Origin of the sequence: Streptomyces spiramenti, assembly GCF_012034385.1 — a bacterium.
Taxonomy (GTDB): Bacteria; Actinomycetota; Actinomycetes; order Streptomycetales; family Streptomycetaceae; genus Streptomyces; species Streptomyces spiramenti.
In genome coordinates this window covers 1-13,648 of record NZ_JAAVJB010000138.1, presented here as the reverse complement: position 1 = coordinate 13,648, position 13,648 = coordinate 1, and the positions used below count along the sequence as shown (strand labels likewise).

Below are 13,648 nucleotides of genomic sequence, written 5' to 3'. Positions count from 1 at the left end.
CCCGCCGCGACGCGCGCGGCGTGGGTGGGGCCGTCCGGGACCGCCGCCGGCCGCTGCCGGGCGAACTCCTCGCGGAGCGTCGGCAGGATCTCGCCGAGCAGGTCGAGCTGTTCCAGCACGGTCTTCAGCGGCAGGCCCGCGTGGTCCACGAGGAACAGCTGCCGCTGGTAGTCCCCGAAGGACTCGCGGAATGTCAGCGTCTTCTCGATGACCTGCTGCGGCGAGCCGACGGTCAGCGGCGTCTGGTCGGTGAACTCCTCCAGCGAGGGCCCGTGGCCGTATACGGGGGCGTTGTCGAAGTAGGGGCGGAACTCGCGGACGGCGGCCTGGGAGTCGCGGCGCATGAAGATCTGCCCGCCGAGTCCGACGATCGCCTGTTCGGCGGTGCCGTGACCGTAGTGGGCGTAGCGACGCCGGTAGAGCTCGATCAGCCGCTGGAAGTGCTCCTTGGGCCAGAAGATGTTGTTGGCGAAGAAGCCGTCACCGTAGTACGCGGCCTGTTCGGCGATCTCCGGGGAGCGGATGGAGCCGTGCCAGACGAACGGAGGGGTGCCGTCCAGGGGCCGGGGTGTCGAGGTGAAGCCGTTGAGGGGCGTGCGGAAGCGGCCCTCCCAGTCAACGCTCTCCTCACGCCACAGCTGGTGGAGCAGCGCGTAGTTCTCGATCGCGAGCGGGATGCCCTGCCGGATGTCCTGGCCGAACCAGGGGTAGACCGGGCCGGTGTTGCCACGGCCCATCATCACATCGACGCGGCCGTCGGCGAGGTGCTGGAGCATCGCGAAGTCCTCCGCGATCTTCACCGGGTCGTTGGTGGTGATCAACGTGGTGGAGGTGGAGAGGATCAGCCGCTCGGTGCGGGCGGCGACGTACCCGAGCAGGGTCGTCGGCGAGGACGGCACGAACGGCGGGTTGTGGTGCTCACCGCCGGCGAAGACGTCGAGTCCTACCTCCTCGGCCTTGACTGCGATGGCGACCATCGCCTTGATGCGTTCCGCCTCCGTGGGGGTGCGGCCGTTGGTGGGGTCGGTCGTGACGTCGCCGACGGTGAAGATGCCGAACTGCATGGGGCGCCTCTCAGCGTGCTTGAACATTCAACTTGATCAACGCACGACTGCCGGGTGACATTCCCGGTGGGCGGACGACGCCACGGTTTCGGGGGGGGGGGCGGGGGGGGCGGGGGCGATCAGTCCAGCGCTTCGACCGCGAGCTCCCACGGGAAGGCGGCGGGCTCGTCGGCCCGGGGGTGGTGCGGCTGGAAGCCGTCCTCGCCCAGCAGCACCCGCACACCCTGCGCCCGGAGCGTGGCGACCGCCCGGGGTACGGCGGGCTGGGTCCCGATGGCGGTGCTCCAGTAGGGCATCGCGACGACCGGCGTGCCGAGGTGCACCGCCTCGGCGGGGAGCCCGATCGACAGCGAGTCGGTGATTCCCGCGCCCCAGCGGCACAGGCTGGTCGTCGTCAGCGGCGCGACGAGCATCGCGTCCGCCGGCGGGACGTCCGGCGCGTCCTCGTCGGGCTCGGTGTAGCGGTGGCGGACCGGGTGACCGGTAAGCTCCTCCAACTCGTCCATGCGCCCCCACCACCAGGTGGCGGCGATCGGCGAGAAGACCAGGCACACGTCCCAGCCCGCCTCCTGCGCGACGCGCACTCCACGGTCCACGAACTGGGTCGGTCCGGCTGCGGTGGCTATGAGGTACAGGACCCGGGGCATGTCCATGAGTCCACACTGTCCGGGCCGGTGTGCGCAAGTCTGCGACCACGACCACGACCGGACGACGACCACCGCCCGCGACCAGGCGCGCACCGGGCCGGAACGCGGGCGCCCCCGCAGACGGCCTTCCCGACCGCCGCCACGAAGCCGCCCCAGGCACTCCGCGGCACGACGGCGACGCCCCGTCCGGGCGCTTCGAGTCCCGGACCGCCACCGAATCGGGCACACGCGCCACTTCGCCGCAGTTGCCGTTGCTTGCGGTACGGGAACTTCGCCACCCTGCGAGCTCCGACACCGACCCCGCGACACCGGGACCACTCATCCCGCATCATCTCTTTCCTCACCCGGTGGACCATGGCATGGGCTGCCCCTCACCCGCGAGGGCAAGTGGGTCTGGTTCCACTGCCTCGCCACCACCACCGGACCGACGGGCCGACGGGCCGACGGGCGACGGGCGAGGCTGCCGCGACCGGCCACAGGCGGGACACCCCCGCACGAACCGCACCACTTTCCGCCGTTTAGCCCGTTTCACCACGGGCACTCGGCGGTTCCGACATGCGGCGGCCGGGTGTCACCGCACGCACCTGCACCGGAGGAGGAGCGATGAAAGCAGTGGTCTACCAGGGGGCCTACGAGGTGGCGGTGGAAGAGGTCGACGACCCCAGGGTCGAAGCTCCCACGGACGTGGTCGTCAAGATCACCACCAGCTGCATCTGCGGCTCCGACCTGCACATGTACGAGGGCCGCACGGGCGCCGAGCCGGGCATCGTCTTCGGCCACGAGAACATGGGGATCGTCACCGAGGTGGGCTCGGGCGTCGTCCGGGTCAAGAAGGGCGACCGCGTGGTCATGCCCTTCAACGTCGCCTGCGGCTTCTGCAAGAACTGCCTCGCGGGGCGGACCGGGTTCTGCCTCACGGTCAACGAGGGGTTCGCCGGCGGCGCCTACGGCTACGTCTCGATGGGCCCCTACAAGGGCGGCCAGGCCGAGTACCTGCGGGTGCCCTTCGCGGACTTCAACTGCCTGGTGCTGCCGCCCGGCGAGGAGCACGAGGACGACTTCGCACTGCTGGCGGACATCTTCCCGACCGGGTACCACGCCACCGAGCTCGCGGACGTGTCGCCGGGCGAGAGCGTCTGCGTCTTCGGCGCCGGCCCGGTCGGGCTCATGGCCGCCTACTCGGCCATGCTGCGGGGCGCGTCCCGCGTCTTCGTCGTGGACCGGGTACCGGACCGGCTGCGGCTGGCGTCGCAGATCGGTGCCACCCCCGTCGACTACACGCAGGGCGACGCCGCCGAGCAGATCAAGGCGATGACCCGGGGCGAGGGCTGCGACAAGGGCATCGACGCCGTCGGCTACCAGGCGACCGTCGCCGCGGGTGAGGAGCAGCCCGCCACGGTGCTGAACACCCTGGTGGAGGCGGTGCGCCCGACGGGCATGCTCGGCGTCGTCGGGCTCTACGTCCCCGCCGACCCCGGCGGGCCGAACGAGAGCGCCCGCAACGGACAGCTGACCTTCGCCATGGGCCGGTTCTTCGAGAAGGGCCAGCGCATGGGGACCGGGCAGGCCAACGTCAAGGCGTACAACCGGCAGCTGCGCGACATGATCATCGCCGGCCGGGCCAAGCCGTCCTTCGTCGTCTCCCAGCACCTCCCGCTGGCCGACGCCCCCGAGGCGTACCAACGGTTCGACAGGCGCGAGGAGGGCTGGACCAAGGTGCTGCTCAAGCCGGCCGCGATGAGCAACGGCGCCGGAAGGACGATGGCCGGCGTCTGACCGTCGCCCTCCCTCCCGGCACCCGCCCGGTCGGCCCACCGGCCGCCCGGGCCCGCCGGTCGCGGGCCGCCCGCGCCCCCGCAGGGGCACGGGCGGCCCCCGCAGCTCCCGGGCCGGTCGCCGGCGGCGCCCCGGCCGGAAGTCACGAAACACCGCCGATCGGGAGGGATACCCCGAGGAACCCCGGGCAGGCGGACCGGTAACGAACAGATCACGGCAACGATCACGGCACCCGAACCCCCGTCCTCGACCCACCCGCTCGTCCCACGGCCCCGCCGTCCGGGCCCCGCCCGTCCGGCAGTACGGAGCAGACACCGACGCGCCCACCCCCTTCCCCCCGGTATCCGAACAGCACGTGTTTTCCCACGGATCAGGAGGATCGATGGATCTCGCCTTTCTGGAGCCCGTTGTCCGCACCCCGGGCCCCTGGGCGTCCGCCTATCTGGCGAACGTGACCCCCGGCCCCGACGCCGCCACCCGTCAGGAGCTGGCCGCGCGGCAGGCGAAGGGCACCCTTGCCGAGCAGGGCGCGGGTGACGCCGAGAGCGACGGCGTCTACCGCGAGCTGAGCGAGCTCCGGCCCGGCCCGCCCGGACGCGCCGTCTTCGCGGCGGGCGGCCAGGTCGTCCGCACCGTTCCGCTGGGCACCGCTCCCCCGCAGCCCGAGGCCGCATGGAGCGTGCTGCCGAGACTGACACCCCTGGTCGAGATGGCGGAGGAGACCCGGGTCTGCCTCGTCGCCTACGTGGACCGGCAGGGCGCCGACTTCGAGCTCCGCCACGCGCGCGGCAGCGAGATCGTCGGCCGGGTCGACGGCGAGGACTGGCCGGTCAACAAGACGACGAGCTCCGACTGGTCGGAGCGCCGCTTCCAGACCGCCGTCGAGAACACCTGGGAGCGCAACGCCTCGGAGACCGCCGAGGAGCTGGCACGTACCGCCGTCGAGACCGAGGCGGACCTCGTCCTGCTGGTCGGGGACGAGCGGCAGCGCCGCAGCGTCCACGAGCGGTTGCCGCAGTCGCTCACCCCGCGCGTCGTGGAGACCAACCACGGCGGCCGGGCGCCCGGCGCCGACACCCCCCTCCTCGACGAGGAGGTCGGCCGGCTGCTCCGCGAGCGCCGCGAGGCGGACCAGGGCTCGGTGGTGGAGCGCTTCCGCGCCGGTCTCGCCGGGTCCGGCGGGACCCCCGCCACCGAGGGTGTTCCGGCACTCGTGGAGGCGGCGCGGGAGCGCCGGATAGCGACGCTGCTCATCGTGCCGGGCGGCTCGGACCACAACCGCGAGGTGTGGATCGGCGGTGAGCCCGACCAGCTCGCGATGCGACGCACCGACGCCCGGTCGCTCGGCGCCGACGACCCGCTGTCGGCGCGGGCGGACGACGCGCTGCTGCGCGCGGTGATCGCCGCCGGCGGCGACGTGGTCCTGCTGGACCCGGAGTCGCACGAGGCGGGCGAGCTGCCCACGGGCGGGCTCGGCGCCCTGCTCCGGTGGGCACACGAGGAGAACGGCGCGGCGACGGCAGCCACGGATGACGTGGGGACGGAAGAAGTGAGCAGGCGGCCGGCCACAGCCGCCGGCGGCTGAGGAGGCACCACATGAGCGGCGGTTCTCACGGCGCGACGGTCCGGATCGCGATCGAACGCGACCTGCTGGTCGGTATCGGCCCCTTTGTGATCGGGTTGTTCGTGGTCGCGATACTGACCGGGGCGGTCTGGTACGGAATCCGGCTGCGACGGAGGGAGTCGCCGCCACCGCGGCCGGAGGAGCAGCCCAAGCCGCCGCCGGGCGGCCCGGTCGGCGAGGTGATGGAACACCCCGCCCAACCCGGGTTCGCGGAGGACGGCCGTCGGCTGCGGCCCCACGAGCTCCAGCCCTACGGCACGACGCCGGGCACCCCGGCCGAGCGGGGACGCGGTGACCGCGCCCCCGGCGACCCGGGGCACCAGGCACCGGAACACGGTGACGGGGAGCGGGGCAACCGCGGTGGATGAATGACCCGGTCGGTCCAGCCCCCGGGCGGACCGGCCGGGTGCGCGGCGAGGGCCGGGCGGCGACAGGTGGTCGCGGCCCGGCCCTCGCCGCCGTGTCGGCCCGTACCCGATCCTCGCCGCCGGTGACCGGGCACGGCGGCTAGGGCGGCCGGGTCGGCGGGCTGCCGGAGCGTCAGCGCACGTCGGGGGCCGTCGGCGGGACCGCGCGCAGCAGCAGCACGGAGCGGGCGGGCAGGGTGATGCCCTCCCCGGGGACGTGCAGCGTGCCCGGACCGTCCGCCTGCTCCTCCCGGGTGGTGTCGAGGACCAGTTCGTACCCCTCCGCCCACGGGGCGCCCGGCAGCGGGAAGACCGCGTCGTCCGCCCCGGCGTGGAGCAGCACCAGGAAGCTGTCGTCGGTCACCGGCCGGCCCCGGTCGTCGCGCTGCGGGATCTCCTGCCCGGAGAGGTACATGCCCAGGGTGAGGCTGGGCGCGTACCAGTCGGACTCGGCCATCTCGTGTCCGGCGGCGGTGAACCAGGCGAGGTCGCGGAGGCCCTCGGGGCCCTGGGGGCGTCCGGAGAAGAACGCCCGGCGGCGCAGCACCGGGTGGTCGCGGCGCAGCCGGATCAGCCGGGCCGTGAGGTCGAGCAGGGAGCGCCACTCCGGGTCGCGGGTGAGGTCCCAGTCGACCCAGCTGAGGTCGTTGTCCTGGCAGTAGGCGTTGTTGTTGCCCCGCTGGGTGCGGCCCATCTCGTCGCCGGCGACGAGCATCGGGACGCCGGTGGAGAGCAGCAGGGTGGTGAGGAGGTTGCGGAGCTGGCGGCGGCGGAGGGCGGTCACCTCGTGGTCGTCGGTCTCGCCTTCGGCGCCGCAGTTCCAGGACCGGTTGTCGTCGGTGCCGTCGCGGTTCTCCTCGCCGTTGGCCTCGTTGTGCTTCCCGTGGTAGCTCACGAGGTCCCGCAGCGTGAAGCCGTCGTGGGCGGTGATAAAGTTGACGGAGGCGTAGGGGCGGCGCCCGCCCCAGGCGTAGAGGTCGCTGGAACCGGAAAGGCGGTAGCCGAGGTCCCGCACGTCGGGGACGGCGCCGCGCCAGTAGTCGCGGACGGTGTCGCGGTAGCGGTCGTTCCACTCGGTCCACAGCGGGGGGAACGCGCCGACCTGGTAGCCGCCGCTCCCGACGTCCCAGGGCTCGGCGATCAGCTTGACGCGTCGCAGCACGGGGTCCTGGGCCATGACGGCGAGGAACGGGGAGAGCATGTCCACGTCGTGCATGGAGCGGGCGAGTGCGGCGGCGAGGTCGAACCGGAACCCGTCGACGCCCATCTCCTGCACCCAGTAGCGCAGGGAGTCGGTGATGAGCCGCAGCACCTGGGGCTGGACGACGTGGAGGGTGTTGCCGCAGCCGGTGTAGTCGGCGTAGTAGCGGGGGTCCTCGCCCAGGCGGTAGTAGCCGCTGTTGTCGATGCCGCGCAGCGAGAGCGTCGGGCCGAGTTGGCCGGCCTCGGCGGTGTGGTTGTAGACGACGTCGAGGATGACCTCGATGCCGGCGCGGTGCAGGGCGCGGACCATGTTCTTGAACTCGCCGACCTGGGCGCCGCGGCTGCCGGCGGCGCTGTAGGCGGCGTGCGGGGCGAAGTAGCCGATGCTGTTGTAGCCCCAGTAGTTGGACATGCCGCGTCGCAGCAGGTGGTCCTCGTGGGCGAACTGGTGGACCGGGAGCAGTTCGACGGCGGTGACGCCGAGTCGGGCGAGGTGGTCGACAGCCGCCGGGTGGGCGAGGCCGGCGTAGGTGCCGCGCAGCTCCTCGGGGATGTCGGGGTGTGCGCGGGTGAAGCCTCCGACGTGGAGTTCGTAGATGACGGAGTCCGCCCAGGGCGTCTTGGGGCGGACGTCGTCGGCCCAGGTGTCGCGGTCGTCGACGACGACCCCCTTGGGGACGAACGGGGCGGAGTCGCGGTCGTCGCGGACGGTGTCGGCGACATCCTGGTCGGGCCAGTCCCGGGCGTGGGCGTAGCACTCGGCGGGCACGGGGCGTGTGCCGGTGCCGGGCGCGAAGTCGCCGTCCACGGCCCGGGCGTAGGGGTCGAGGAGGAGTTTCGCCGGGTTCCAGCGGGCGCCGGTCCACGGGTCCCAGCGGCCGTGGACGCGGTAGCCGTAGCGCTGGCCGGCGGCGACGCCGGGGAGGAAGCCGTGCCAGATCTCGTGGGTGAGTTCGGTGAGCGCGCAGCGGGTCTCGTGGCCGTCGTCGTCGAAGAGGCAGAGTTCGACGCCCTCGGCGCCCGCGGCCCACAGGGCGAAGTTGGTGCCCGGCACGTCCCCGGGCCCGTTGCGGACCCGGGCACCCAGGGGCTGGGGGCTGCCGGGCCAGACCTCGGGCGGCGGGCCGGGGGGTCGGCGGACGTGCACGCTGTGCGCCAGGGGGTCGGGAGCCGCGGGTTGCCCGGTGACCATGGTGGGGGCGGCCGTCTCGGTTGCGGCCGGCCCGTGCTCGGGTGCGTGGGGCACGTGGGCCTCCTGCTGGTGCGAATGGGGGGCGGGTCAGCGGTGCGGGGGCGCTGCGCGTCGCGGGGGTCGGGCCTCGGTGGGCGTCCGGCCGGGGCGGGGCAGGGGGGCCGGGGGCTTCGGTGACCGCGGTGTCGGCCGCGTGCTCGGTGGCGTCCGGCCGGTGTCGGCTTTCCCCAGGTTCTTCCCTCTCGATGGTTCTTCATCACTCGTGACCGCCTCATGACCACTCATGAGGTATTTGATCACTTTTAGAAGCAGATGGCACCGCTTGCCACCTCTTCAGCGCTCTGCGTCATGCCGTGGTCAGCACTAGTACGCAACGGTGACAATTCCGGGGCATGACTGCCGGAGCCGTGTGGTTGGCTGGAGGGACGGCGGACGTGGATCATCGCGGACGCCCGGGGCGCGAGGGGAGTTACACGTGAACAGGCGACGGTGGGGCGCGAGGCGCAACGGGGCGATAGCCGGCTTGGCCGGGATCGTCATGGTGGTCGCGACGGCGTGCGGGGGCACCAGCAAGGCGGAGACGTCGGGGGGCGACGAGGACAAGGGCGGCGGGGGCGGTACGGGCGGGGACGCGGCAGCGGCAGTATCTGTCGCCTTCTCCACCGAGGACGGGGCCGAGTCGGTCGCGACCTGGGAGGAGTTCTCGGTCAGCGCCGAGGACGGCAGCCTGACCGAGGTGAGCGTCATCGACCCGGAGGGCACCGAGGTGCCGGGCGAGTTCACCGAGGACAGCACCGGCTGGGCTCCGGTGGAGCACTTCGCCAACGACACCACCTACGAGGTGACCGCGACGGGCGAGGACGCCGAGGGGCTGGAGACGGTGGGTACGACCACCTTCACCACCGTGGCCGCGGAAGCCACCCTCGACACCAACAGCCACCTCTGGAACTGGGTCGAGGACGGCGGGACGGTCGGCGTCGGCACGGTGATCTCCGTGACCTTCGACAAGCCGGTGGAGAACACCGGGGCCGTGGCCGACGCCATCGGGATCGTCACCGAGCCCGCGGTGGAGGTCGAGCCGCACTGGTTCGGCAACCAGCGCGTCGACTTCCGCCCCGAGGACTACTGGGAGCCGGGCACCGAGGTGACGGTGCAGTTCCGCACCCGCGGCGTCGAGGCCTCCCCCGGCGTCTACGGCACCCGGTACAACGACCGGTCCTTCGTGGTCGGGCACCGGCAGGTCAGCACGGTGGACATCGACACGCTCACCATGGACGTCGAGCGAGACGGTGAGATCGTCCGGAGCATCCCCGTCACCGCGGGTGCCCCGGGCAAGGACACCTGGAACGGCAAGATGGTCGTCTCGGAGATGTTCACCGAGACCCGGATGGACGGCGCGACGGTCGGCTACGACTACGACATCCCCGACGTGCCCCACGCCATCCGGCTCTCCACCTCCGGCACCTTCCTGCACGGCAACTACTGGTCCACCCCCGGCACCTTCGGGAACCACCTCGACACCCACGGCTGCATCGGCCTCCAGGACGTCAAGGGCGGCAACGACGGCTCGACGCAGGCGGCGTGGTTCTACGAGAACACCCGGATCGGTGACGTGATCGAGGTCGTCAACTCGAACGACGACATCATCGCCCCGGACAACGGCATCAACGGCTGGAACCTCGACTGGTCCCAGTGGGGCGCGGGGCAGTGACCCCCGGGGCCCGCCGCTGAGCGGTGGGCCCGGCTCGCGAGGCAGCCCCCGGTGGCCCGGCACGGTCGACGACCGCGCCGGGCCACCGGCGTGTCCGGGGGTGTCGCGCGCGCCCGCGACGACGGGTGGCGCACGCTCGGCCCACCACCGGTGAACGACGGCTAACCTGACGGCATGACTGTGCATCTCGAAGTAGCGGACGGCGTCGGCACCATCCGCCTGGACCGGCCGCCGTTGAACGCTCTCAACACCGCCGTGCAGGACCGGCTGCGGGAACTCGCGGCAGAGGTCACCGACCGCGACGACATCCGGGCCGTCGTGATCTGGGGCGGCGAGAAGGTGTTCGCCGCCGGCGCCGACATCAAGGAAATGCGCGACATGGACCAGGCGGCGATGATCGCGCGCGCCCGGGGGCTCCAGGATTCGTTCACCGCCGTCGCCCGCATCCCGAAGCCGGTCGTGGCCGCCGTGACCGGCTACGCGCTCGGCGGCGGCTGCGAGCTCGCGCTCTGCGCCGACATCCGCGTCGCTGCGCAGGACGCGAAGCTGGGGCAGCCCGAGATCCTGCTCGGTCTCGTCCCCGGAGCCGGCGGCACCCAGCGGCTCCCGCGCCTGGTGGGCCCGTCCAAGGCCAAGGACCTCATCTTCACCGGCCGCCAGGTCAAGGCGCCCGAGGCGTTGGAGATCGGCCTGGTGGACAAGGTCGTTCCCGCCGACGAGGTGTACGCGACGGCGCACGCCTGGGCGAGCCGGCTCGCCGCCGGACCGGCGATCGCGCTGCGCGCGGCGAAGGAGGCCGTCGACAGCGGGCTGGACGCCGGGATCGACACCGGTCTCGCGGTGGAACGCACCTGGTTCGCCTCACTGTTCGCCACCGCCGACCGTGAGATCGGCATGCGCAGCTTCGTCGAGGACGGCCCCGGCAAGGCGAACTTCACCCGCTGACCGCAGCCGACCGCCCGGCCGCCCTTGCCGCGCGCGGCGGTCCGGCTCCCCGCGCCCGGCCCGTCACCGCCGGGCGCGGGTGTCGGCCGGGACGACGAGCGGCGTCCCGGTCACCGGGTCGGGGATGACCACGTTGGGCAGCCCGAAGACCCGCTCGACCAGCTCCGAGGTCAGCGTCGTCGCGGGAGGTCCGACCGCCTCCACCCGCCCGTCGCGCATCACCACCAGGTGCGAGGCGTAGCGCGCGGCGTGGTTGAGGTCGTGGAGCACGGCGACCACGGTGCGGCCGGACCGGTTGAGGTCGTGGAGCAGGTTCATCACCTCGATCTGGTAGGCCACGTCGAGGTAGGTGGTCGGCTCGTCCAGCAGCACCAGCGGCGTCTCCTGTGCGAGGACCATGGCGATCCACACCCGCTGCCGCTGCCCGCCGGAGAGCTCCGCGACCGGCCGCTCCGCGAGGTCGGCGACCCCGGTCGCGGCCAGCGCGCCGCCCACCGCCGTGTCGTCCTCGGTCGACCACTGCCGCAGGGCGCGGCGGTGGGCGTACCGGCCACGGGAGGCCAGCTCCGCCACGGTGATGCCGTCGGGGGCCGTCGCGGTCTGCGGCAGCAGCCCGAGGCGGCGGGCCACGTCCTTCGGCGGTCGGGTGTGGATGTCCCGCCCGTCGAGGACGACGGTGCCGGTGGTGGGCGCCAGCAGCCGGGAGAGGGCGCGCAGCAGCGTGGACTTGCCGCAGGCGTTGGGGCCCAGCACCACCGTGAAGGAGCCGGGCGGCACCACGAGATCGAGTTCCTCGACGACCGTGCGGTCCCCGTAGCGGAGGGTCAACCGCTCCGCGAGCAGCCGGGGCGCGTCCGCGTCCCACCCGGCGTCGGTCCGGTCGTCGGCCGCGGTCACCGGCTGCGTGGTCTTCGGGGTCACGGGCGTCGCCTTGCTTCGTGGACGAGGAGCCAGACGAGGTAGCCACCGCCGAGGACGACGGTGACGACCCCCACCGGCACGGTCAGGGGGACGAGGTGCTGGGCGATCAGGTCGGCGCCGAGCAGCAGCACCGCGCCGGTCAGGGCGCTGACGGTCAGCGGGATGCCGGGGGCGCGGGCCAGCCGGCGGGCGATCTGCGGCGCGGCCAGCGCCACGAAGGAGATCGGCCCGGCGACCGCGGTGACGACGCTGACCAGGCCGACGGCGACGGCGATGACGGCGGTACGCGTCCTGCCGACCCGCACCCCGGCTGCCGCGGCGACGTCGTCGCCGAGGTCGAGCTGGCGGAGCGCGGGGGCGAGGGACGGCAGCAGCGCCAGAAGCACCAGCAGGCACACCCCCGCGGGCACCGCGTTGGCGGTGGTCACGGTGTTGAGGGTGCCGGCGCCCCAGGCGGAGGCGAGCAGCGCGGTCTCCAGCTCGGCCCGCAGCAGCATCCAGGTGTTGACCGAGGCCAGCATGGCGGAGACCCCGATGCCGACGACGATGAGCCGGAACCCCTGGAGCCCGTCGCGGAGCGCGAGCAGGTAGATGGCGAGCGCGGCCAGTAGTCCCCCGACCAGTGAGCCCGTCATCAGCAGCGGCCAGCCGCCGCCGAGCACCAGCAGGGCCACGAGCATGCCGGTGAAGGAGCCGTTGGCGAGGCCGATGATGTCCGGACTGGCCAGCGGGTTGCGGGTGACGGTCTGGAAGACGGCGCCCGCGACGGCGAGGGCCGCGCCGAACAGCGCGGCGGAGGCGGCACGCGGCAGGCGCCATTCCAGGACGACGGTGCGGGCGAACCCCTCCGTGGCACCGGTCAGCACCCCGATCGCCTCGCCCGGGGTCAGCGGGTAGTCGCCGAGGACCACCGCCGCCAGCAGCAAGCCCGCGATCAGCACCACGGCGCCGACGGACAGGACCGCCGAGCGGACGCCCACCACCACGTTGCGGCGGGACGTTCCCACGACCAGCCGCCGCCGTCCCGTCCGAAGCCGGCCCGACGCGGGTACCTCGTGCGCGGCACGGTGCAGGGGACGGGGCCCCGCCACGGGGAGGGGGTCGGCCGCGGGAAGGGGGTCGGCGCGGGGGGCGGTGCGCTCCTCGCGCGGGGCACCGGGTGAGGGGGTCACAGTCCGCTCGCCTTCCGCCGCCGGACCAGCGCGATCAGCACCGGCGCCCCGACGAACGCGGTGACCACGCCCACCGGCATCTCGCTGGGGAGCACCGCGACCCTCCCGACCTCGTCCGCGAGCAGCACCAGGGTGGGGGCGACGACCAGTGAGCCGAGGACGATCCGGCGCTGGTCGGTGCCGACGGTCCACCGCACCAGGTGCGGAACGACCAGGCCGACGAAGACGATCGGCCCGGCGACCGCGGTCGCCGAGCCGGCCAGCAGGGTGACCGCCGCGAGTACCGCCACCCGCACCCGTCCCACCGCCACGCCCTGCGCGAGGGCGACGTCGGTGCCCAGGGCGACGGAGTTCAGGGCGGGCGCCACCAGGAGGGCGATCAGCAGTCCGGCCACCAGGAGCGGCAGCACCGGCAGCAGCACATCCGTGCCGCGCTCCAGCAGGCTGCCCGCGCTCCAGCCGCGCATGCGGTCGAACGAGTCCGGGTGGGTGAGGGTGAGCCCCGTCGTGAGCCCGGCGAACACCGCGCCGACGGCGACGCCGCTGAGCGTCATCCGGACGGGGTCCACCGCGCCGCGGCCGGCGGTGGCGATGCCGTAGACGAGCACCGTCAGCACCAGCGCTCCCGCGCAGGCGAGCCAGACGTAGCCGAAGGGGCTGGTGACGCCGAGGAAGGTGATGCCCACGGCGACGAAGAACGCGGCACCGGCGTTGACACCGAGGATGCCCGGGTCGGCCAACGGGTTGCGGGTGAACGCCTGGATCAGCGCGCCGGCGACGCCCAGCGCCGCCCCGACCGCCAGCCCCGCGAGCGTCCGCGGCACCCGCTGTTCCAGGACGACGTACCGGGACTCCTCCGTGCCGCCGCCCAGGAGGGTCTCCACCACCAGCGGCGGGGGCAGGGAGTTGGCGCCGACCAGGAGGGAGAGGGCGACGGCGAGCGCGAGCACCGCCACCGCGGCGACCGCCCGCCGGCGGCGGGCGGT

11 protein-coding genes and 1 pseudogene are annotated in these 13,648 nt (G+C 73.3%); 5 read left to right on the top strand and 7 right to left on the bottom strand.

Features of this window, described 5'->3' with window-relative positions; all coding sequences use genetic code 11:
- From HCJ92_RS16065 to HCJ92_RS25845, 3 genes and pseudogenes are all read right to left on the bottom strand, one after another.
- The coding region (locus tag HCJ92_RS16065) for an LLM class flavin-dependent oxidoreductase (protein WP_167934281.1) at nucleotides 1–1,064 on the bottom strand (1,064 nt) is incomplete at its 3' end.
- A gap of 119 nt (nucleotides 1,065–1,183) precedes the next feature.
- Nucleotides 1,184–1,711 (bottom strand): flavoprotein, encoded by a 528-nt coding sequence (locus HCJ92_RS16060; RefSeq protein WP_420824722.1) that lies wholly within the window; start codon nucleotides 1,709–1,711, stop codon nucleotides 1,184–1,186.
- A gap of 190 nt (nucleotides 1,712–1,901) precedes the next feature.
- A pseudogene (locus HCJ92_RS25845) lies at nucleotides 1,902–2,033 on the bottom strand (DUF397 domain-containing protein); the annotation flags it as partial.
- Nucleotides 2,034–2,314: 281 nt separating this feature from the next.
- Here HCJ92_RS25845 and HCJ92_RS16050 point away from each other — a divergent pair.
- The 3 genes from HCJ92_RS16050 to HCJ92_RS24385 all read left to right on the top strand — a co-directional run bounded on the left by HCJ92_RS16050 (nucleotide 2,315) and on the right by HCJ92_RS24385 (nucleotide 5,479).
- On the top strand, nucleotides 2,315–3,487 hold the full coding sequence (locus HCJ92_RS16050) for a glutathione-independent formaldehyde dehydrogenase (RefSeq protein WP_167934279.1): 1,173 nt from the start codon (nucleotides 2,315–2,317) through the stop codon (nucleotides 3,485–3,487).
- 382 nt (nucleotides 3,488–3,869) lie between these two features.
- Nucleotides 3,870–5,072, top strand: a complete 1,203-nt coding sequence (locus tag HCJ92_RS16045; RefSeq protein ID WP_167934278.1) for a baeRF2 domain-containing protein — start codon at nucleotides 3,870–3,872, stop codon at nucleotides 5,070–5,072.
- Between the two features lie 11 nt (nucleotides 5,073–5,083).
- Entirely contained in the window at nucleotides 5,084–5,479 is a 396-nt protein-coding gene (locus tag HCJ92_RS24385; RefSeq protein WP_209311192.1) for a DUF6479 family protein, read from the top strand.
- Between the two features lie 172 nt (nucleotides 5,480–5,651).
- On the opposite strand, the gene glgX is transcribed toward HCJ92_RS24385, so the two are convergent.
- Nucleotides 5,652–7,913 (bottom strand): glycogen debranching protein GlgX, encoded by a 2,262-nt coding sequence (gene glgX, locus HCJ92_RS16035; RefSeq protein ID WP_167934286.1) that lies wholly within the window; start codon nucleotides 7,911–7,913, stop codon nucleotides 5,652–5,654.
- Nucleotides 7,914–8,388: 475 nt separating this feature from the next.
- On the opposite strand from glgX, the gene HCJ92_RS16030 reads away from it, so the two are divergent.
- Together HCJ92_RS16030 and HCJ92_RS16025 are read left to right on the top strand one after the other, a co-directional pair.
- Nucleotides 8,389–9,624: a L,D-transpeptidase gene (locus HCJ92_RS16030; protein ID WP_338054206.1), complete on the top strand. Its 1,236-nt coding sequence runs from the start codon at nucleotides 8,389–8,391 to the stop codon at nucleotides 9,622–9,624.
- Between the two features lie 174 nt (nucleotides 9,625–9,798).
- Nucleotides 9,799–10,569: an enoyl-CoA hydratase/isomerase family protein gene (locus HCJ92_RS16025; RefSeq protein WP_167934277.1), complete on the top strand. Its 771-nt coding sequence runs from the start codon at nucleotides 9,799–9,801 to the stop codon at nucleotides 10,567–10,569.
- 63 nt (nucleotides 10,570–10,632) lie between these two features.
- Here HCJ92_RS16025 and HCJ92_RS16020 read toward each other — a convergent pair whose 3' ends face one another.
- From HCJ92_RS16020 to HCJ92_RS16010, 3 genes are all read right to left on the bottom strand, one after another.
- Complete coding sequence (locus HCJ92_RS16020; protein WP_420824721.1) at nucleotides 10,633–11,466, bottom strand: ABC transporter ATP-binding protein; 834 nt, start codon at nucleotides 11,464–11,466, stop codon at nucleotides 10,633–10,635.
- A 20-nt stretch (nucleotides 11,467–11,486) separates the two neighbouring features.
- Nucleotides 11,487–12,497 (bottom strand): FecCD family ABC transporter permease, encoded by a 1,011-nt coding sequence (locus HCJ92_RS16015; protein WP_420824720.1) that lies wholly within the window; start codon nucleotides 12,495–12,497, stop codon nucleotides 11,487–11,489.
- Nucleotides 12,498–12,658: 161 nt separating this feature from the next.
- On the bottom strand, nucleotides 12,659–13,648 hold a 990-nt coding region (locus HCJ92_RS16010; RefSeq protein WP_245240918.1), incomplete at its 5' end, for an iron chelate uptake ABC transporter family permease subunit.

Coding starts and splice junctions, on each gene's coding strand:
- HCJ92_RS16060 (WP_420824722.1), bottom strand. CDS start 1,711: ATGCCCCGGGTCCTGTACCTCATAGCCACCGCAGCCGGACCGACCCAG.
- HCJ92_RS16050 (WP_167934279.1), top strand. CDS start 2,315: ATGAAAGCAGTGGTCTACCAGGGGGCCTACGAGGTGGCGGTGGAAGAG.
- HCJ92_RS16045 (WP_167934278.1), top strand. CDS start 3,870: ATGGATCTCGCCTTTCTGGAGCCCGTTGTCCGCACCCCGGGCCCCTGG.
- HCJ92_RS24385 (WP_209311192.1), top strand. CDS start 5,084: ATGAGCGGCGGTTCTCACGGCGCGACGGTCCGGATCGCGATCGAACGC.
- glgX (WP_167934286.1), bottom strand. CDS start 7,913: ATGGTCACCGGGCAACCCGCGGCTCCCGACCCCCTGGCGCACAGCGTG.
- HCJ92_RS16025 (WP_167934277.1), top strand. CDS start 9,799: ATGACTGTGCATCTCGAAGTAGCGGACGGCGTCGGCACCATCCGCCTG.